The 20,954-nt window shown below is 41.4% G+C and carries 22 protein-coding genes; 14 read left to right on the forward strand and 8 right to left on the reverse strand.

Annotated elements, in window-relative coordinates; all coding sequences use genetic code 11:
• Window positions 1–156: 156 nt before the first annotated feature.
• Window positions 157–1,392, forward strand: coding sequence for an MFS transporter (locus HZL42_RS01865; RefSeq protein WP_219054014.1), 1,236 nt, complete (start codon window positions 157–159; stop codon window positions 1,390–1,392).
• Window position 1,393: 1 nt separating this feature from the next.
• Complete coding sequence (locus HZL42_RS01870) at window positions 1,394–1,813, forward strand: hypothetical protein (RefSeq protein WP_219054015.1); 420 nt, start codon at window positions 1,394–1,396, stop codon at window positions 1,811–1,813.
• A 50-nt stretch (window positions 1,814–1,863) separates the two neighbouring features.
• On the opposite strand, the gene HZL42_RS01875 is transcribed toward HZL42_RS01870, so the two are convergent.
• The 6 genes from HZL42_RS01875 to HZL42_RS01900 all read right to left on the reverse strand — a co-directional run bounded on the left by HZL42_RS01875 (window position 1,864) and on the right by HZL42_RS01900 (window position 8,077).
• The gene (locus HZL42_RS01875) at window positions 1,864–3,222 is read right to left on the reverse strand and encodes an amino acid permease (RefSeq protein WP_219282831.1); all 1,359 of its coding nucleotides are present in this window, start codon (window positions 3,220–3,222) and stop codon (window positions 1,864–1,866) included.
• Between the two features lie 164 nt (window positions 3,223–3,386).
• Window positions 3,387–4,754 (reverse strand): amino acid permease, encoded by a 1,368-nt coding sequence (locus tag HZL42_RS01880; protein ID WP_219282832.1) that lies wholly within the window; start codon window positions 4,752–4,754, stop codon window positions 3,387–3,389.
• A 255-nt stretch (window positions 4,755–5,009) separates the two neighbouring features.
• On the reverse strand, window positions 5,010–5,459 hold the full coding sequence (locus HZL42_RS01885; protein WP_219054016.1) for a MarR family transcriptional regulator: 450 nt from the start codon (window positions 5,457–5,459) through the stop codon (window positions 5,010–5,012).
• A gap of 67 nt (window positions 5,460–5,526) precedes the next feature.
• Window positions 5,527–6,282: a hypothetical protein gene (locus HZL42_RS01890; protein WP_219054017.1), complete on the reverse strand. Its 756-nt coding sequence runs from the start codon at window positions 6,280–6,282 to the stop codon at window positions 5,527–5,529.
• A gap of 137 nt (window positions 6,283–6,419) precedes the next feature.
• Window positions 6,420–7,169 carry an ABC transporter permease gene (locus HZL42_RS01895; protein WP_219054018.1) on the reverse strand — a complete coding sequence of 250 codons (750 nt, stop codon included), beginning with the start codon at window positions 7,167–7,169 and terminating at the stop codon, window positions 6,420–6,422.
• On the reverse strand, window positions 7,169–8,077 hold the full coding sequence (locus HZL42_RS01900) for an ABC transporter ATP-binding protein (protein WP_219054019.1): 909 nt from the start codon (window positions 8,075–8,077) through the stop codon (window positions 7,169–7,171). Before HZL42_RS01900 ends, HZL42_RS01895 begins: the two co-directional genes overlap by 1 nt.
• Window positions 8,078–8,303: 226 nt before the next feature.
• On the opposite strand from HZL42_RS01900, the gene HZL42_RS01905 reads away from it, so the two are divergent.
• Window positions 8,304–8,645, forward strand: coding sequence for an aggregation promoting factor surface protein (locus HZL42_RS01905; RefSeq protein WP_219054020.1), 342 nt, complete (start codon window positions 8,304–8,306; stop codon window positions 8,643–8,645).
• Window positions 8,646–8,751: 106 nt separating this feature from the next.
• Window positions 8,752–9,405, forward strand: a complete 654-nt coding sequence (locus HZL42_RS01910) for a hemolysin III family protein (RefSeq protein ID WP_219054021.1) — start codon at window positions 8,752–8,754, stop codon at window positions 9,403–9,405.
• Between the two features lie 39 nt (window positions 9,406–9,444).
• On the opposite strand, the gene HZL42_RS01915 is transcribed toward HZL42_RS01910, so the two are convergent.
• Window positions 9,445–9,768, reverse strand: coding sequence for a multidrug efflux SMR transporter (locus tag HZL42_RS01915; RefSeq protein WP_219054022.1), 324 nt, complete (start codon window positions 9,766–9,768; stop codon window positions 9,445–9,447).
• 169 nt (window positions 9,769–9,937) lie between these two features.
• On the opposite strand from HZL42_RS01915, the gene HZL42_RS01920 reads away from it, so the two are divergent.
• Window positions 9,938–10,543, forward strand: a complete 606-nt coding sequence (locus HZL42_RS01920) for a nitroreductase family protein (protein WP_219054023.1) — start codon at window positions 9,938–9,940, stop codon at window positions 10,541–10,543.
• Between the two features lie 148 nt (window positions 10,544–10,691).
• Window positions 10,692–11,876 (forward strand): PLP-dependent aminotransferase family protein, encoded by a 1,185-nt coding sequence (locus HZL42_RS01925; RefSeq protein WP_219054024.1) that lies wholly within the window; start codon window positions 10,692–10,694, stop codon window positions 11,874–11,876.
• Between the two features lie 100 nt (window positions 11,877–11,976).
• Here HZL42_RS01925 and HZL42_RS01930 read toward each other — a convergent pair whose 3' ends face one another.
• Entirely contained in the window at window positions 11,977–13,131 is a 1,155-nt protein-coding gene (locus tag HZL42_RS01930) for a DUF3290 family protein (RefSeq protein WP_219054025.1), read from the reverse strand.
• 243 nt (window positions 13,132–13,374) lie between these two features.
• Between HZL42_RS01930 and HZL42_RS01935 the strand changes: the two genes are divergently transcribed.
• From HZL42_RS01935 to HZL42_RS01970, 8 genes are all read left to right on the forward strand, one after another.
• Window positions 13,375–13,845: a C40 family peptidase gene (locus HZL42_RS01935; RefSeq protein WP_219054026.1), complete on the forward strand. Its 471-nt coding sequence runs from the start codon at window positions 13,375–13,377 to the stop codon at window positions 13,843–13,845.
• A 468-nt stretch (window positions 13,846–14,313) separates the two neighbouring features.
• A complete protein-coding gene (locus HZL42_RS01940; RefSeq protein WP_219054027.1) occupies window positions 14,314–15,612 on the forward strand; it encodes an MFS transporter in 1,299 nt (432 codons plus the stop codon).
• Between the two features lie 120 nt (window positions 15,613–15,732).
• Window positions 15,733–16,248, forward strand: coding sequence for a methylated-DNA--[protein]-cysteine S-methyltransferase (locus HZL42_RS01945; RefSeq protein WP_219054028.1), 516 nt, complete (start codon window positions 15,733–15,735; stop codon window positions 16,246–16,248).
• A gap of 13 nt (window positions 16,249–16,261) precedes the next feature.
• The gene (locus tag HZL42_RS01950; RefSeq protein ID WP_219054029.1) at window positions 16,262–17,203 is read left to right on the forward strand and encodes a DNA/RNA non-specific endonuclease; all 942 of its coding nucleotides are present in this window, start codon (window positions 16,262–16,264) and stop codon (window positions 17,201–17,203) included.
• A gap of 84 nt (window positions 17,204–17,287) precedes the next feature.
• A complete protein-coding gene (locus tag HZL42_RS01955) occupies window positions 17,288–17,644 on the forward strand; it encodes an iron-sulfur cluster biosynthesis family protein (protein WP_219054030.1) in 357 nt (118 codons plus the stop codon).
• Window positions 17,645–17,769: 125 nt separating this feature from the next.
• Window positions 17,770–18,426: an SDR family oxidoreductase gene (locus HZL42_RS01960; RefSeq protein ID WP_219054031.1), complete on the forward strand. Its 657-nt coding sequence runs from the start codon at window positions 17,770–17,772 to the stop codon at window positions 18,424–18,426.
• Window positions 18,427–18,542: 116 nt separating this feature from the next.
• On the forward strand, window positions 18,543–20,165 hold the full coding sequence (locus HZL42_RS01965) for an ABC-F family ATP-binding cassette domain-containing protein (RefSeq protein WP_219054032.1): 1,623 nt from the start codon (window positions 18,543–18,545) through the stop codon (window positions 20,163–20,165).
• 68 nt (window positions 20,166–20,233) lie between these two features.
• Complete coding sequence (locus tag HZL42_RS01970) at window positions 20,234–20,935, forward strand: class A sortase (RefSeq protein ID WP_219054033.1); 702 nt, start codon at window positions 20,234–20,236, stop codon at window positions 20,933–20,935.
• Window positions 20,936–20,954: the final 19 nt, after the last annotated feature.

Genomic DNA, 20,954 nt, shown 5'->3' on the forward strand with positions numbered 1-20,954 from the left:
TAATCAATTTAAAAACTCCATGAATTCAGAATTAAAACTCTGGATTCATGGAGTTTTTTTGTGCCCTCAATGTGGGCCTTTTCTATTGTTAATAATTTGAGTGTGCTATAATAACGTTTATAATCATTATATTTTAGAAAAGAGGGTATCCTTCAGATGACTGAGTCTGATTCTTGGCGCAAGAATTTATGGGTACTATGGTTTGGTACTTTTATTGATGGAATGGGTTTTAGTGAAGTAATCCCATTCTTATCGCTATACGTGAGTGACCTTGGTAATTATTCCAAGGGGGAACTATCAATGTTGAGCGGTTTGGTATACGCGGCATCGTTTATTGTGGTAATGGTGACCGCACCAATCTGGGGGCGTTTTGCTGATCGGCATGGACGTAAACGAATGGTTTTACAAACCGCCCTGGGTTCTGCAATTACATTGGGCCTAATGGGACTGGTAACTAGTGTTTGGCAGTTAGTGCTTCTGCGAATCTTGCAGGGGTTCTTTGCGGGGGTGATTCCCAATTCAACGGCCCTGGTGGCGACTGAAACTCCGAAGGAGCATGCTGGTTATGCCATGGGAATTATCACGACTGGCTATGTAGGAGGGAACTTAATTGGTCCCATTCTAGGGGGCGTGTTAGCCCGAATTTTTAACATTCGGATCACGTTCTTTATTACCGCTGGATTCCTATTGATTTCGTTTTTCATTACCTGGTTCATGGTCAAGGAAACCTTTAAGCCGGATCCTAAGCGGGCCAAAACGCCGCTGTTTGATTTACACCTATTGAAGGGTTTTCCAAAGCCCCACTTTGTGATTTGGATGCTGTTAGCCACGGTGATCGTGCAAGCCGGACTATTCTCCATTTATCCAATTATTAGTTTGTTGGTAAAACAACTAATGCATAACCAGGGTCCGGTGACGATCGTGGCGGGATTAATTGCTTCGCTCCCTGGAATTTCGATGTTTATTACGTCCTCAATCTGGGGTCGCTTGGGTGATACCCACGGGACGAACCGGGTATTGATCCTGGGGATTATATTTTCTGGGTTGTTGTACTTCCCCCAGGCGTTTACGACTAGTATTATCATTTTGGGAGTTTTACGGTTCCTAGTGGGGGCCGCTAACGCTGCGGTATATCCCACGATCCAGACAATGCTAGCGAAGGAAACCCCAAGCTCGTTGACGGGGATGGTCTTCAGTTTAAACCAGGCGGCTCAAGCGATGGGGGCCGTGGTTGGTTCGATGATTGGAGGACTAATCTCCAACATCTTTGATTATGGGGGCGTCTTCATATTTAATGCTGCAATGCTATTGATTGTACTAATCTTAATTATGTGGCGGGTTCCCGAACTGCGTTGGAATTCTAAGAATCCCCATCCGAAGGAGGAACGCTAATATGGCGAAGAATTTAAGAATTGTGGAATTAGCAGACAGTGGATTACCAGTGGATTTAATGGCTATGCCCGCTATTAATGTGGATAAGGCTAAATTACACGACTTACTATATCAAAGTCAGTATAAGTCCGAAAATCAGGGGATTTACATTGCTAAACATGCATCTTATCATCCAGACTCTGATACCTACGATGCCGAAGAACCGTATGATCAATATCTAGATCATGCAATTGACGCCTATTTAGCTGATTTTGAAGGGGTTCGTAAAGCGGCTGAGCAACATTTTCATCGGGAAATGTCAGTTGGTTATTACATTGAATTGTTCATTGCCCAGCTCCACCGGAAGTTTGAAAACCATCAGGATTCAGATTCACTGGTGATGGTTGACGGATATGAAAAAGAATTAAAAGCACTTAAATAAGTTCAAAAATAGGCCTCCCTAATAATAAAAGGGAGACCTATTTTTTTGAATTAATATAAATCGTCACTGCTCTTTTTTGCTTTTTCAATGTCACTTTGATTGTACTTAGCAAAGTAGATAATGGTCATTACTGCCAAGAAGATGATTCCGATGATTAGCGGAACCCTAGTTGCATTGTTAAAGAACATGAAGATGAGTGTTAATACCAAGAAGAAAATGGTAATGTAATTCGTATATGGTGAGAGGGGCATCTTAAATGGATGGTCCTTCATTTCTTCTGGATGGAGCTGTCTGAATCGAATTTGACTAATCAAAATTACGAACCATGGCACCATTCCAGGGAGCACACTCGAGCTATAAACCATTACAAATATTTCACCCGCATCCTTAAAGAAGATTGGCAATACGAAGTTTAAAATTACTCCGATGAAGATTCCTAGTGAAATGGCCCCGACTGCGTAGAAGGGAACCCCGTGGCGATTAATCTTTAAGAACCGCTTTGGGAGCTTGTGGTCTTCGGCAAGCAAGAGCGTCATCCGACTTGCGCTGTAAATTCCAGAATTAGAACCGGAAAGCGCAGCAGTTAATACCACAAAATTAATGATTCCGGCAGCTGCGGTAATTCCTAGCTTTGCGAAGGTTTCCACGAATGGGGAACCAATTTCACCAATTTTATCCCATGGATAGATACTTAGAATTACGAAGATTGCTCCAATGTAGAAGATTAAAATCCGCCCAATCGTTGATTGGATGGCTTCGATTAACGACTTCTTAGGATTTTCTGCTTCTCCAGCGGTCACCCCGATTAACTCAATTCCCTGGTATGAACCCAGGACGATGGCGAGGGCGAAGAAAAAGCCCTTAATGCCACCGGTAAAGAAGCCGTACTTCCAAATGTTACTAATGCCGACCGGGTGGCCATTATGACCGAACCCGAAGATAATTACCCCGAGTCCAGCGATGATCATTAGGATGATTGTAACCACCTTGATCATGGCGAACCAGTATTCCAGTTCACCGAAGGCCTTTACCGAAATTAAATTAGCAATGGCTAGCGAAACAATTGCCACTAGCCCTGGAATCCAGCCAGGCAAGCTTGGCCACCAAAACTTACAGTAGGTCCCAATTGCAATTACTTCACTCATTCCGACCACAATGTATTGGAAAATATTGCTCCATGCGGTGAGGTAACCGAATACGGGATGCATATATTTATTGGCAAACTGGGCGAATGATCCGGTAACTGGATGTACGTATAGCATTTCACCCAGTGAACGCATAATTAAATACAGGAAAATCCCAGCGATTGCGTAGTCAATTAATACTGAGGGGCCTGTCCAGCCAATCGTGGATGATGATCCCATGAATAGGCCGACCCCAATTGTTCCTCCTAATGCAATCATTTGCATATGGCGAGGGGCGAGCCCCCGCTTTAAGTTTGAATCTTTTTCTGACACAATTAACACTTCCTCGAATAAAGTCAACAGTTCAATATTACTGAACAAGTGTTCATTTGTCAATGAAAAACAAAAAATAACGGTCTGGAAACCCAGCGCCGTTATTAATTAAATGTTTATTTATCAAATATTTCTTTGCCTTGATTCTTCCGGCGTTCTTCTAAATCAGTTTTATTATACTTTGCAAAGTAAATCAACGTCATTACTACCAAGAAGATTGCACCAATGATTACCGGAATTCTAGTATCGTTGTTAATTACCATGAAAATCAAAGTAATGAACAATACGAAGAGGGTAATATAATTGGTGTATGGTGAAAGCGGCATTTGGAATGGATGGTTTTCTAATTCTTCAGGGTGCATCTTTCTGAAGCGCACTTCACTGACCAAGATTACGAACCATGGTATCATTCCGGGAAGGATACTAGAACTGTATACTAGCACGAAGATATCAGAAGCGTTCTTAACAAAGTAAGGGAGAATCACGTTTAGGATAACCCCGATGAAGATTCCACCGGAAACGGCTAACACCGTGTAAAGCGGCACCCCACTCTTGGTAAGTTCAAGGAACTTCTTAGGAAGCTTGCCTTCTTTTGAGAGCAGGTAAGTCATCCGGCTAGAACTGTAAATTGCTGAGTTAGAACCAGAAAGGGCTGCAGTTAATACCACAAAGTTAATGATTCCAGCAGCAGCAGTGATTCCTAACTTAGAGAACGTCAATACAAATGGTGAACCGAGCGTTCCAATCTTATCCCATGGATAGATGGAAACAATTACGAAGATTGCTCCGATATAGAAGATCAAAATCCGGCCAATTGTGGACTGGATGGCTTCGACGATTGACTTCTTAGGGTTATCAGCTTCCCCAGCAGTCACCCCGATTAATTCGACCCCTTGGTAAGAACCAAGCACGATGGCAAGGGCGAATAAGAAGCCCTTGATTCCACCAGCGAAGAAACCGTTCTTCCAAAGGTTACTAATCCCAACTGGATGGCCATTGTGACCAAATCCGAAGATGATCACCCCAAGGCCGGCAACGATCATCAATACGATTGTAACCACCTTGATTAGCGCAAACCAGTATTCCAATTCCCCAAATGATTTCACGGAGAAGAGGTTTGCTAGACAAAGACTGATAATTGCAACCACTCCAGGAACCCAGCCGGGTAGGTTTGGCCACCAGAAGTGGCAATAGGTCCCAATGGCAATCACTTCACTCATTCCAACCAAGACCCACTGGAAGATGTTACTCCAGGCGGTAAGGTAACCAAAGACAGGATGCATGTAAAGGGTTGCGAATTGTGAAAACGCACCGGTAACGGGATGGACATATAGCATTTCACCCAATGCCCGCATAATGAGGTATAAGAAGACCCCAGCGATTGCATAATCTAACAGTACGGAAGGACCGGTCCAACTAATTGTGGAGGAAGCTCCCATAAACAGTCCAACCCCGATTGTCCCACCTAGGGCAATCATTTGCATATGACGAGGAGCTAATTTACGTTCTAGTTCTTCGTTTTTTTCTGACACATTTACACCTTCTTTAAAAATTTTTAAAAATTGTAATAGTATCTTACAAGAAAAGCTATTATTAAGTCAAGCCCATAAAAACTACAAAATTAAAACTCAACATTTCTATTCTATCCTAAAAACGAATAAATTTAAACATATTAATTAAATAGTACGGAAAAAACTGAAAAAATTGCAAAAAAAAAGCGTTCCCGAGGGAACACTTAATTATTCATCTTGCTTGTCAATTGCAATTTGCAGGCGCTTCTGGATGTCTTGAATGTTATGGAGGGCATCTAGAAATTCTGATTGAGAATAACCCATTTCGTTTAGACACATTTCAGTACAATTAGTAATCTTACCTTGCAGTTCCTTCCCATGTGGGGTAAGGGAAACAATTAATCTCCGTTCATCTTGCTTATCACGTTTTCTAGTGATCCAACCAGCTTTTTCAAGCCGTTTAAGTAGGGGAGTAAGGGTCCCATTAGTAAGGTCTAATTCTTTACTCAAGGTGTTTACGGTCACGCCATCCTTTTTCCAAAGGGTTAGTAACGTAATGTATTGAACGTACGTTAAGTTAAACTGTTTTAATGGTTTTTGGTATAGCTTATTGTACAATTGATGGGTTCTCGATACTTGAAAACAGAGTTGTTTGTCTAAATCGATACTAAAGTCCACAATTATTTCCTCCTAGCGTAATTAAAATCAGAAATTACTATTAATTATACCAGAAAAAAGGATTAGATTAACGCTTTATCGGCTTCATATACAAAAAGAGACATAATGCCAAAAGTGTGAATATAACTCCGTAAATTAAACTCCCAGAAATTGCTTCGGGGCGATATAATTTGGTTAAAGTGTGGTTAATGGGTTTGATTAGTTGATTTTCAACCATCAAGAAGTTAAATGGTTCCCATTTTAAGAACCGGTGGTGGTAAACAAATAAAAAGCCAATCCAGGCAATTCCTAATCCACCATAATTGATTCCAATTCCAGTAGCGATTGCTGCTAGGCGACCTTTAATGCCCCTGAACATCACCATAAAGAAGATAATCATCGTGCTCATTATAAACATGTGAATCATATTTCCGTAAATTACGATGTTGAACTGGGTAAACGAACTCATTCCCTGGCCCTTAAAGACGGTGAGTTGCATTCCAATTACCAACAGCACGCTTAGGATTAAGAAAAAAGCATACGAAAGCGCTAAGACAATAATCTGGGCAAAGAAGACGGTTATTTTATGATGTCCCCGATCAATTAGTGCGGTAAGGAATTCACGAGTATCACGACTACCAAATGACAGGCTTGCGAGAATCATCATTAATAGTCCAATGATGACGTTTGCGGTTCCCAATGCCTGAAAGAAGTTATCAGCATCGATTAAGTTCCCAAATGCTCCCCATACAGCTACAACAATAATGTAAAGTGCTAATAGCGCACCGAAGATAAGAGTGAGCTTGCCCTTTTTGGCAAACGTTTCTTTAATTGCAGTTAACAAAACGTGGACCTCCTGATCCTGGTAAAATCTAATATAATATTTAGAGTTTATCACTTTTTAGTATCCAGTCAATAGTGATTAGACGGCAAATAAAAAGCTTAAATCATTATTATGAAATGGTTTAAGCTATGTCACGATTAAATATTACGTTTATTAAAAATGATGTAGGCGATGATTAAAAATAATAGTCCATAAAGCAAGGTCCCCACCGTCATTGCATTTAGGTTCAATGAGGTTAATTGCTTAATTGCTGCCGTCTTGTATTGGGATTCAACCAAGAAGAAGTTGAACGGATTGTACTTTACCCATGAAGCTTTAGCAATGAGGATTGAAATCACGGTCGCTAGGATTTGGGTTACAAATATGGACGCCACTCCAATTCCAATTGACGCTCCAGAACTTTTGGCAACGTTGCTGATCAATACTACAAAGCTAGTAATTATAAATACATATAGCGTTAGTCCGATTCCATAGTGGACGGTTTGGTGAATCATATGAGCAGTCACTTCAGTTGAGCTAAAGAAGATGGCCTTCAAGACTAACGTGAAGAGGTAGTTCACAAAGACGAGCACAACGTACATCCAGACCAGGGTAATCAGCTTACTAAGGAACACCTGCAGGCGTGAATACTGCCTAGAGAGTAGATTTTTGATTGTTTTGTGAACGAACTCGTTTGTGATAATCGTACTTGCGATTACAACCATCATGATTTCAATTATGTCATCCGATGCTCCGGATGAAGTGATGAATTGTTTCTCGGTCATAAAGTTAAACTGCTTGGTACCGATGGCAATTAGTAGTTGGAATCCAAATAGTAGGATTAACGAAACCCACAGTGCCTTGCCCTTAATGACTTTATAGCCTTCTTGTCTTAATAGCGTTAGCATTATTTTTCCTCCTTTTGATTATCAGCGGTTAGTAGCTTCAACAGTGATTCTTCTAAGTCAGCTTGTGATTTCTGGACGTCATTAATTTTAATATTGGCATTAACTAGGGCTACTAATGACCGATTTAAAGCGTCATCAGTATCAGGAACTTCCACTTTACGATCGTTTACATGAACTTTCATTCCAGCATCTGTCAAGACAGAAACGGTTTGGGCCATGTTATCAGTTTCAAACTTAATTAATTGTTTATCAGTCCCCATAAATTCATTGGCCGAAGCTTGCTTAACGACCCGACCATGGTTAATTACAACGTACGAATCGGCAATCCGGGATAGTTCATCTAATAGGTGACTGGAGATGAGGATGCTAATGCCGCGATTCGCAAGCTTCAATAGTAAATCTCTGAGGTCATGGGTAGATTGGGGGTCGAGCCCGTTCATTGGTTCGTCTAGGATCAATAATTTGGGATGATTAAGTAACGTAATTGCAATTCCTAGTCGTTGCCGCATTCCCAGTGAGTATTTCTTGGCTTTATTCTTTGCGAATTTTTCAATTTGGGTCTCTTCCATGATTTCTTGAATTTCTTCATTGGTAGTCGATCCTTCATTATATAGGTGTAGATGCTCCACTCCAGTTAAATTGTCATAGAGGGCTGGAGTTTCAATCATCGTTCCGACACTGGCCAACGCCTTGCGGTTATTCTTACTTAATTCTTCGCCATCGATGGAAATTACACCCAATGAGTAGCTAGTTAATCCAACGATTGTCTTCATAATTGTGGACTTTCCAGCTCCGTTAGGTCCAATTAATCCTAAAATTTGGCCCTTCGGAATTTCAAAGCTGACGTTATGTAAAACGTGCTTTCTACCATAGTTCTTACTTAAATTGGTTATCTTTAGAACTGCCATTATACCTCTCCTTTGGTTAATTACTTATGTAACTAACTATAACATACTGATTTTAAATAGCAACCCTTTTATTTCACAATCGTAATAACATGTAATTAATCTGTAATATTTTGATAATCGTTGCGTAAGATTACTATTGTAAAGTAGTAACCATTGAAACAAACGAGGAAAAAAGAAATTAATTAAACTAATACCCACTAATCCCAAGGAGGAATTTCGTTTTTATATGCTAATCAAAAAATTTGTTTACTCAATCCTAGCTACCGTATCAATGTTTGGTGCGTTCGTTGCTACTTCAGAAGCTACTCAACAAACAGCAAGTGCCGCTACTTCTAACTTATCCAAGAGTGACGCTGCTGCTAAAAAGTGGATTGCATGGCGTGAATCCAAAAACTCATACACTGCCAGAAATGGTAAGTATTATGGTAAATACCAACTGGGGGTTGGGTTACTTCATGGTAACTACTCAGCTGCTAACCAAGAAAAAGTTGCTGATAATTACGTTCTTAGCCGTTATGGTAGTTGGACAAATGCGAAGCGTCATTGGTTATCACACAACTGGTATTAATCTTTACCAATCTTTAAATAAAACCTTAAGGAACCATGTTTATTAATAAACATGGTTCCTTTTTTAGTATAATTAATCCAAATGATTATTTTAAGAGGGGTTCATAATGAAAAGAGTGCCTGCCTTTTTAAGCAATAAAAAATACTTACTGATAAATGAAATTATGAGTGCAATCACCCATGGAATCGGGGTAGGGCTGAGCATTGCAGCGGCAATTGTCTTAATTGTGCATGGTGTCCACCGGGGTGGTGCAATGCGAATCACGACCTTTTCGATCTATGGGGGACTGTTAATTTTGTTTTACCTTGCATCAACGCTCTTCCACAGCCTGTACTTTACTAAGGCCGAGCACGTCTTTCAGATTTTTGACCATTCGGCAATTTACCTTTTGATTGCTGGGACCTACCTCCCATATTCGCTGGTGACGATTGGTGGGAAACTCGGTTGGATGATCTTTGTTGTAATTTGGCTAATGGCTATCTCAGGAATTGTTTATAAGTCGATTTGGATGGGAAAGTACCGGGTTGCCTCGACCGTAATTTATGTTGTAATGGGGTGGTTTTGTGTGCTAGGGATTCACCGCTTAATTCAAGGGCTTGGTTGGACGGGATTTAATCTCCTGTTAGCGGGCGGGATTGCATTTACCGCTGGTTCAGTTATTTATAGTTTTAAGCGGATTCCATTCGGGCACGTAATCTGGCACCTATTCGTACTCCTGGGGACGATTTTAATGTATTTTTCAATTTACTTTTATGTATAAGCAAAGCTTTGATCACAGAGTGACTGCGACCAAAGCTTTTTACTTCGGTTCAAATAGGTTTAGAATTACCACTCCAGCAATAATTAGTGTTAATCCCAGTACCGTAATGAGGGTAATTTGATCCTTCCAAATCAGGACTGACACGATGGTGGCTAGGATTAATCCAACCCCGCTCCAAGTTGCGTATGCCACGTTAAGCGGAATCTTAATCATTGCAATGGATAAGAAATAAAAGCATAATGAGAACGAAACGATAGCTCCCAATGCTGGTAGCCAACGGGAAAAGCCCATTGAAGCCTTTAGTAAGTTGGTTCCAATCATTTCACCCACAATTGCTAGGAATAAAAACAAATAGTAGTACATGATTGCATGGCTCCTTAATTATCATAACATTTTCATTATATTACAAAATTAGAAAACCTTGCCAGAAAAAGAATTGAACTTTTTAGTGCTTTTCACTAACAAAAAGTAAGTATGTGTGTTATGATAGATTCATCAATTAAATTATTAACCATCTAGGGAGGAACCCATAATGAAAAACGAATTTTTAGATTTACAAAAGAAACGTCGCACAATCTACGCATTAGGACGGGACGTTAGCCAATCACCAGAAGAATTAGTACCATTCCTTGAATCAGTAATTAAGGAAGCTCCTTCGGCTTTTAATAGCCAATCCACTCGGGCCGTATTTGCTTTTGGCAAGTACCAAGACAAGGTTTGGGACATCGTTGCTGATAACTTAAAGAAGGTCATGGGCAGTGACGAAGCATTTGAAAAGAATACTAAGGCTAAGATCGATGGCTTTAAGGGGGCCTTTGGAACAATCCTTTGGTTCACTGACATGGATGTTGTTCATGGATTAGAAGAACAATTCCCATCTTACAAGGATAATTTCTACGACTGGTCAGAACAAGCCCAAGGAAATGCTCAATACTCAGTTTGGACTGCCCTTGCTGAAAACGGAATTGGTGCTAACCTTCAACATTACAACCCACTAATTGATGAAGACATTGCTAAGGAATTCGATATTCCTAAGAGTTGGCGTCTTCGTGCCGAAATGGACTTTGGGTCCATTGAAGCACCAGCTGGCGACAAGGAATTCATGGAAGATAGCCAAAGATTCCGTGTCTTCAAGTAATCGTTAATTAAATTATTAACCCATAAATAATTAGGAAAAACCAGAATTTAAATATTCTGGTTTTTTTTATGAAAAAAGATAGTAATAATTGAAGAAATGTAATATAATTTGGTTTAACATGAAATTGATTCAATTTAGGAGGATTAAAATGACAAAGTATAACTTTTCAAGCAGAGTGCCATTGACGAATGATAACCCCTTTGGGGAGGTATTGACCGTTGCCAGCAAGCCTAGCATCGTTTCATTTGCAGGGGGCTTACCCGCGCCCGAGCTATTTCCAGTAAAGGAGATTAAGGCCGCCGCGGAAGCTGTTCTTGATGAATACGGCCAAACCGTTCTTCAATATAGCGTTGCGCAAGGAAATTTACACCTTCGTCAGCTAATCGCTAAGTACATGAAGACCCGTGGCTTGGACGATGACCCCCAAAATATGTTGATTACGACTGGGTCTCAGCAGGGACTGGATGTAATTGCTGAAATGATGATTAACCCTGGTGACAAGGTCATCAGCGAACGCCCAACTTATTTGAGTGCCTTAGATGTTTTTAAGACCTATGGAGCAGAAACAGTTGGGGTCGACGTTGATGAACACGGGATGAAGATGGATGACTTAGAAGCCACTTTGAAGCAAAACCCTGAAACTAAGTTGGTTTACGTAGTTCCCAACTTCCAAAATCCGACCGGTAATTCGATGTCATTGGACCGGAGAAAGCGGTTAGTTGAACTCGCCGATGAATATGACGTCTTAGTGGTTGAAGATGATCCATACGGTGCAATTAGATACGCAGGCGAATCCATCCCACCAATTCGTTCCCTTGACCACAATGGTCGAGTGATTTACACGGGAACATTCTCTAAGATTTTAGCACCCGGGCTACGATTAGGGTGGGCCAGTGCCGCTCCAGAATTAATTGCGAAGATGCTTTTACTAAAGCAATTTGAAGATGTGCATACTGATAACCTTACCCAGTTTGTTATTGCTCGCTACATGGAAACATATGATATGCAGGCCCACATTGATCACATTACCGCTGAATATGAAAAACGCGGTGAAGCAATGCATGCTGCAATTCAAAAGTACTTCCCAGCCGGGACTGAATTGACCCATCCAGAAGGTGGGATGTTTCTTTGGGTGAAGTTACCTGGAAATCCTGATATTGACCAGATCTTTGATGAATGTATTCAGAATAACGTTGCGTTTGTTCCAGGAGCGCCATTCTTCCCTAATCATCCGGAAACGAATACGATGCGGATGAACTTTTCTAATCGCTCTGTAGCTGAAATTGAAGCCGGAATTAAGACGATGGGCGCAGTTATCAGTAAAATGATTTAATTTTAATAGGATAAAGCAGTGCTGTAGCTCAGTTTGTAGTGCTGCTTTTTTATAAATAAAAACCCGTTTCGCTGGCAGTCCCAACGAAACGGGTTTTTACTTATTTATTTGCTGATTTTCTTAACTTAAAGATACTATCACCGAACCGGTGCTTATGCTGTGGATATGGAACTAACACAAACTTACCACCGATTAATTGTCCCAAGTATACCTGTTCAACTGTGAGATTTTGCTTGTTAACTTGATCTTCAACCCATTGATCATCCTTATCGATTCGCTTCAGAACGGATTCATCAACCTTCCCATCGGTAATCAATGGATACTTAATTGATTCATCACCATAACTGGTAATCGTCATCTGACCATTTTGTTCGAGAACGGCACTCTTCACATCTTGGAAACTACCGATGTTTTCCAACCGGAGCTTAAATGCGAGGTCTGAACCAGACATCCCGTTCTTCAAAGCGTTATCAACAATGATGTTCCCATTGGAAATAATCTTTTGCGGATTCCCGGTCAGCATTCGTTTGAAGAAGTCTGACTGCCGGACTAACAACTTGCTGCCGAAGATAATTAACGACCAGATCAATAGCACGATGAAGAATTGCAAGATTGTAATCGCGTCATTATAAATCATTCCACCAATAATCCCCCCTAAAACATAGTTCTGGAGTTGATCAATGGCATTCGACGGCATCAAGTTTCCCTTACCAGAAAGGTTAATTTGAATTACTAACATAATGAACCCGATTAATAACTTCAACGCTAGTTCCACGTAGACGTTGTTTAAGAAGTTGAAGTTAAACCGGTTTGCCTTTACATATGTAGGCTGATTATAAACCAGGTTAGTAGGGGTCAAACTGTAACCGCTTTGGTCGTTATTGAACGTGACTTGGTAATATTGCTTACCAGCCTTAATCGTCATCCCATTCTGTAATGTCGTTGAATTAGAGTACACTTGCGAAAGGGGGACGTTTTTTTGCTTACTGATATTTTTCAGCACAGTCGCTGTTTGACCAGACTGACTAGAGCTAGACTGCATGCTCATGAAGTTACTGACCTGCAAACTCGCGAACAGAATGGCTAAAAAGCTAAGGACTACAAAGAAATCACGGTATTTTAAATTAGTTCGATTTCTTAAGTATAAAATCCCTAAGATAATGAATGCTACCACGAAAGCAGCGGTAACAATCGATAACCATAGCCCCAGGTTACTGAAGTTTTGGGTTAAGTAATGATATGAGTATAGATTCAATTCAATTCACTTCTAACTTAAAAAATTTAGTATCAACGTTTATTATAATCGAATCAAATTGATTTTTCTATCATCACTGGCTGGACTTTTATTACAAAATTAGTCGATTTATGTAATTTTTCTTAATCGAATTGCAACTTGATTGAATTCTGCCTGTAGTATTGATTCTTTATAATGAACTTATTCAATTAATAAATCCGAAATTAAAATTAACTTTAAAACTGAAGGGGACTTATACTCACAATGATTAATTATTTAACCAAACGCTTATTCGTAATTTTAACCATCGCGACATTAACTATCGTTACCGGCATTTTTGCTGGCGGCAAGATTGCTAACGCCGACTCTGCAGGGCAAAGTGAGAACTACGATAAGATGTACAGTGTTGCCAAGTCCAAGCTAGGAACGCCTTACGCTTACGGTTCAACCGGTCCTTCCAGTTTCGACTGTTCCGGCTTTACCCAATACGTATACCGGGCTGGCAATAAAAACATTGCCCGAACTGCCCAAGCCCAATACAATACCACTAAAAAGGTATCCAAAGCAAACCGTCAAAAGGGAGACCTAGTCTATTTTGGTTACAGTAAGCGGAGTATTTCACACGTTGGAATCTACATTGGAAATGGTAAGATGATCAACGCCCAAAATAGAGGGGTAATCGTTGAAAACGTTTCTTCACCATGGTGGCACTCAGTTGGCTACTCCCGTCCATAATTAATTTAATTGTAACTACGGCCGATGGAAACTTCCATTGGTTTTTTTAATTTAAGTTCAGTTTAACATCATTTTTTTTAATTTAACTATTGAATCTATGGACGATTGTTGTATAATGAATTCAATCAAGCAATTGATTAGATACATATGTACGATAAATCATAAGTATTGCCCATAGATTAGCTTAGCGAGTGTCAGTTTGGTGGAATGACATGTAATCTTAGGTGAAAAAGGGGTTTATCGGTGGGCTTTTCTCGAGGAGCCCAGGTTTGACCACCTTTATGCAGGTCTCAGTATCATCCTGAGTGTTCAGAGGCGTACTGATAGAGGCTGATTACCATGAGGAATCAGCGAATAAAGGTGGTAACACGTCAGCGACGTCCTTTTCGAATCAATCCATTGCAAGGGGTTGGTTCGAAAGGGGCGTTTTTTGTTTTCAAATTAAATTTATGAATTGAGGTTATGTTTATGGATATTAGTACTAGCAAGGCAACCCTAGTTGATCAGATGAATCATGCTCACGAATCCAAATTATTTTATAAAATTATTTCCCTAGTGTCGGCTGGCATGTTTTTGGATGCCGTCGACGTATACTTAGCCAGTGCGGTTTCTAGTTCCATCGTAAACTCACACTGGGCGGATGCACAACAAAATGCATACTTCCTCTCCAGCGGATTCTTGGGACTCTTCATTGGTTCAATCATGGCTGGAATTATTGGTGATATCCGGGGGCGGAAGATAGCATACCAAATTAATTTGTTATTATTCGGGCTCTTCACCTTCCTGGGGGCCTTCGCCGTCAACGTTGACATGCTGATTATCTGCCGCTTGATCGCCAGCATCGGGCTTGGGTCCGAAATTGTGACTGGTTATTCAATGGTCAACGAGTTCGCACCGATCCATAGTCGTGGCAAGTGGTGTGCAATTGTATCTACGGTTGCAAACATGGGGGCTCCAGTAACGATTATGATCTCTAGTTTTATCATTCCAGCGTTTGGCTGGCGAGTGTTATTCATTACAATTGGCATTTTTGCCGTTATCATCTGGTTCTTGCGTCGAGACATTCCAGAGTCACCAAGATGGTTGATTAACCATAACCGAATCGATGAAGCAAAGGCAGTAATTAACCAAATGAATATTCATTCAGATGATGACCAACCAAAGAACGAACGGATTCAAACGAACTTTAAGCACCGCCCAATGTGGATCAACCTGGTGGTGGCCACGATTGCGGTTTCAGCAGTGATTATCTGTCAATACACCTTTACTTCATGGGTTCCAACGCTATTGGTAAAACGGGGCATTGATGTTCACAACTCCCTTTTTGCATCTGCCATCATGTTGATGGGGGCGCCAATAGGCTGTGCCTTTGGGTCATTTATGATTGATAAGATTGGTCGTAAAAAGGTGATTGTTCCTGCGTTCTTTATGTCCGCAATTTTGGGAATTATTTACGCTTTCCAAACTACGATTACCGGGGTTGAAATAATCGGGTTCGTATTGAACTTTAGCCTCTACGTTCTAATGGCTAGTGTGGTTGCGGTTTACGTTTCAGAACTATTTACCACTAAGGTTCGCTTCAGATGTGTGGGAATTGCTAACGGAATTTCCAAGCTCTGTACGGTGGCAATGCCAATCGTGGTTACCTGGCTATTGATGGTTTCATCACCAACGGTAATTTTCATCTTGATGGGAATTATCTCCGTATTTGCCGGTGCCATGGTCTGGTTCTTCGGTGAGGAAACTAACCATCGCAATGTTGATTAAAATAATTAATTAAGCATCTTGCTGTAAGGGCGAGATGCTTTTTTAGTGCTCGTAAAGTTGCGTTTTGAATTAGGACCCAATATGTTAAAATACTCATATAAGAAAGCTAGGAGCGTCGAAATGGAAAAACTATATTGGGATACAATTAACTTTAACGATAAGAAATTGTATTTTACCGTAAATAATAATGGGCTGAATTTTATTTCAGATTCAGACCAAAGGCTATCGCAAATCTATGACTTCTATCCCAAGGGACGCTTTGAGTTCCGCAATCAACGTAATATTACCAGAATCTATGTGGAACAGTTTGATGATTTCATCTTAGGGGAACGCAAGCAATTGACGCTGCCGTTCGATATTAGCGGAGCGGGTAATTCGACCTTCCAAAAAATTTGGCAGTTGATCAAAACGATTCCGTATGGTTCAATCATGACCGTCCAAGACGTTGCCCAGCACTGTGGGGTGGATGATCAGACCGTCATTCACGCATTATCAGCTACCCCGCTGCCAATGATTATTCCGGTTCACCGGGTGATTTACGAACCAGACATGTTGTTTCCGGTTCGGGGCGGCGCGGCAATGCGTTCCCAGTTACTGGAGATGGAAGCAATGAATGGATTAGACGATATCGAATAGGAGTCCTTAATACATGAAAAAACTATGGGCATTAATGACGACTGCGGTGGTGGCGGTGACGTTAGCCGGCTGTAGCACCAATACTAACCACGGTCAAAGTCAATCCACTAGCCAGCAAATTACGGCTACTCAGTTACCGGATCTCACCTATACGGTTGGCAAACAGGCCTACGTAGAAGTAAATGGTGGCAAGAGCACGTTAAATCCGGATAGCTGGAAGCAAAACCGGATTCAATACGCTGACTTAGATTCACATAATCGGACGTCCGCGGCGAACACTGCATATTTGGAGAAGCGTAACGTAGCGGACGGAGCACTGCGGACCCGCCAAACCGTCTACCCGACTGGTTGGCACCAAAAATTCGTAAATAACGATGCCATTATTAACCGCGGCCACTTGATTGCATACAGTCTCTCAAAGGGAATTAACACCGACGGGCAGTACGAAGCTAACCTTAAATCAGGGGATCAAAATAACTTGAAGAACCTCTTTACCCAATCTGCATTTAGTAATCAGAAACTACAGACCATTTACGAGACGCTGGTCCGAAACGCTCTAAAGGAAAACAAGCGGGTCATCTATCAGGTGCAGCCCGTGTTCAAGGGTAGCGACCTAATGGCCCGTGGGGTGCACCTGCAGGCAATTTCCACTGATAAAAAGTTAAACTTCAATGTCTATCTATTTAACGTTCAACCGGGGATTCAATTTGACTACGCATCTGGTCGTTCGAAGGTTGATAACTCGATGAATGTTCCCGCGCCAGCTAGTGTTTCGTACTACAACGGCAATCAACGTCACCACTCAAGTGTTGGGGCAATCCTGGGGGCTTATGGAGCTTACAAGACCTACCAGCATTACCAAAAGCGGAAGACAGAATCTAGTTATCACAGTCAGCGGACCTACCGCACTCACCGCACCTATCAACCCCACTATCGAACGTTCCGCCACCGTTAATTAGTTTGTGTGCAAAATAATTGACATATTTGAGTTGAGCTTTAAGATAGTAGATAGAATAAAAATAAAGGGGGTTGCCTTCTTATGAAGATGGTAATTACTGATGAAGCAAAAGCAAAAATTGAACAAGTCGCTGGTAAAAATGCAAAGCTCCTCTTGAGCTTAGACGATGGGGTGGGTCCATTCTCAGACGTTGGTTCATGCGCCGTGGACACCTCATTTGACTTAGTGGTTGTTGATGCTGACCTAGCAACCCCAGATTTTGATAAAACCATTGATAGTAATATGGGTCCCGTTTATTACAAGGGTTATTCTGGCCAATACATTGATGATCCTGGATTAACGCTAACGGTTCAATTTAACCAACTAGTGCTTAAAAACGATAGTGGTTTAATTGACTCCGGAGTTGCAATCTTAGATAAGCAAGGGGTTCAAAAATAGTTAAAGATTAAGGACTGGGGATGATTGAACCAGTTCTTTTTTTGATTGCGAGTCGGGTTAGTGTAATTAACGATGAATCATTGTTACAATAAGTGCATTGATTAATTCTAAAGGAGGCTTTTTTAATGGCAAATATTTTTGTTGTTGGTGCTCATGGAAACGTTGGTAAATTGATAGTTTCTAAGTTATCACAAGCTGGTGATAAAGTTTATGCTGGTTTTCGAGATGCTAGTCAATTCACGACGGTGACTAATTTAGCCAACGTCACCCCGGTTCAATTTGACTTGAATGCGGATTCAGCTGCGATGGCAAAGCTCTTTTCTACCTACCAAGTCGACACGATTGTTTTTAGTGCTGGTTCTGGTGGTGCTACTGGTGACGACATGACGATTCTAATCGACCTTGATGGTGCGGTTAAGACCATGGATGCTGCTAAGCAAGCCGGTGTTAAGCGTTACATTATGGTAAGTGCCGCTGGTGCTGACGACCGGAGCTTTTGGCCTAAGTCCGGATTGCATCCATATTATGTTGCTAAGCACTATGCGGACCGCTTCTTAAAGGAAAGCGACCTTGACTACACGATCGTTCGACCAACCGCATTGACTAACGACGCTGGCACTGGCAAGGTTTCCGTTAATGGCGACCGCCTTGGTGGCAAGATTCCCCGTGACGACGTTGCTTCAACGGTAGTGGCGGTAATTGCTAACCCGAATACGAAGCGCCAAATTTACCAAATTACTAGCGGTGACGACCCCATTAGCAGTGCTTTTCAAGTTGAGTAGTCCCTGCAGTTATGGTAAAGTAATAATAAAGATAGCTACAACGAAACGACGTCCTAGTCCAGCCGATGGTGACCAGGGCGCTTTGTTATGTAAACGCCATTGATGGAGGTAAAAATATGATAACAGTTAGTAACATGGGACTTCATTTTTCTGGTAAGAAGCTTTATGAAAACGTTAATTTAAAGTTCACCCCGGGGAATTGTTACGGAGTGATTGGGGCCAACGGAGCCGGTAAATCAACCTTTTTGAAGCTGCTTGAAGGAAAAATTGAGCCCACTAGTGGCAGCATCTCAATTGGTGAGCACGAACGGATGTCTAGCTTGAACCAAGATCACTACGCATTCGAAGAATTCACCGTTTTAGATACTGTGATCCAGGGTTATAAAAAGCTTTATGACATTATGAAGGAAAAAGATGCCCTCTACGCTAAGCCTGATTTCTCTGATGAAGACGGGGTCCGGGCGGCTGAATTAGAAGGCGAATTTGCCGAAATGGATGGTTGGAATGCTGACTCCGAAGCTTCTCAATTGCTCCAAAGCATGGGAATCCCGGAATCAATGCATGATCTCAAGATGAGTGAATTGACTGAGGGGGAAAAGGTGAAGGTATTATTAGCTCAAGCCCTCTTCGGCAAACCTGACATTCTTCTCTTGGACGAACCAACCAACGGGTTAGATAATCATACGGTGGAATGGCTCCAAAACTTCTTAGCGGATTACCCTAACATCGTGATCGTGGTCTCCCATGACCGGTACTTCTTAAACCAAGTTTGTACCATGATGTGTGATGTGGACTTCCAAAAGATTCAAATGTACGTTGGGAACTACGATTTCTGGCTGAAGTCCAGCGAATTAGCTAATAAGTTAAAGGCTGACTCCAACGCCAAGAAGGAAGATCAAATCAAGGAATTGAAGGAATTTATCGCTCGGTTTAGTGCGAACGCTTCCAAGTCTAAGCAAGCAACTTCACGGAAGAAGCAATTGGACAAGATCACATTGGATGATATCAAACCATCTTCACGGAAGTATCCATTCATTAGTTTTGAAAAGGAACGGGACCTAGGGAACGACTTGCTCCGTGTTGACAAGGTGTCTAAGACGATTGATGGGGTCAAAATCCTTGATAACGTTACTTTTACCCTTCGTCCTGGTGAAAAGACCGCCATTATTAGTCGAAATGATTTGGCTGCCACGACTTTAATGCAAATTATTGCGGGAGAAGTCCAACCAGATAGCGGTTCCGTTACATGGGGCCAAACGACTAAGCGCTCCTACTTGCCAAAGAACTTTAACGCTGAATTTGATGGTAGTAACCTTTCGATTATGGACTGGTTGCGTCAGTACGCTGCTAAGGATGAAAGTGATAACACATTCATTCGAGGCTTCTTAGGCCGGATGCTGTTTTCAGGGGATGCCGTTGACAAGAAGGTCGATGTGTTATCCGGGGGTGAAAAGGTTCGTTGTATGTTATCCAAGATGATGCTACAAAAGGCCAACGTCCTCTTGTTCGATGATCCGACTAACCATTTGGATATGGAATCGATTACTGCATTGAACGACAGTTTGATTTCATACCCAAGCTCAATTATCTTTACTTCCCATGACCACCAATTCATTCAAACGATTGCTGATCACATTATTGAAGTTTCCGATAAGGGGATTGTTGAACGGGCTGAAACTAAGTACGACGACTTCTTAGATAACTCAGACATTCAAAAACAAGTTGCAAAAATTTACTAATTAAGACGGGGTTGGCAGTTGGTGCTAACCCCGTTTTGCACTATAATGGGTTCAATGGAGTGATGATGATGAAGAATAAATGGCAACTCTGGGTAGCCATCTTGCTCCTTATCGGGGGCGTGGTGCTATTAAGCCTAGAACCAATTAAAACTGCCTTAGTTGCAGGTTATCGGCCAACGGTCACTAAGCAGGAAGCCCAGGTGAATCAAAAGGACGCTGCAAAGGCCAATTATAATATGAATCAAGTTAAGGCAGTGACGATGAATCAGGTCATCAGTGCCCGGTTGCATTCCAAGAACGTCAAACCGGTGGGCCAAATCATTGCGCCATCGATTGGCGTCCATTTGCCGATTGCATTAGGGGTTGATAACGAAACTTTGATGCTAGCGGCCGGTACCATGCGGGCCGATCAAAAAATGGGGCAGGGCAATTATGCTCTGGCAGGCCACCATATGATTAATAAGCAGGCGTTGTTCTCGCCGTTTTATAATAAGGGGACGGTGGGGATGAAGGTCTACCTAACTGATATGCACAAGGTGTATGAATATCAAATCACTAAGCGCAAAATCATTAGCCCCTATGCTGTGAGCGTGGTTAATAATACTAAGCAAAAGTTACTGACTTTAATTACTTGTAATGATAGTGGAAGTAAGCGACTCTTATTGCGTGGTAAGTTGATTAAAACCACTGATATCAATGATGCACCGGCATCAGTAGTTAAAATGATGCACCAAAAGACAAATAATTATAACGTATTAGCTGGATATTAAAAGTAATAATCATTTTGTA

It is taken from the genome of Lactobacillus sp. Sy-1 (assembly GCF_019303535.1).
Taxonomy (GTDB): domain Bacteria; phylum Bacillota; class Bacilli; order Lactobacillales; family Lactobacillaceae; genus Nicoliella.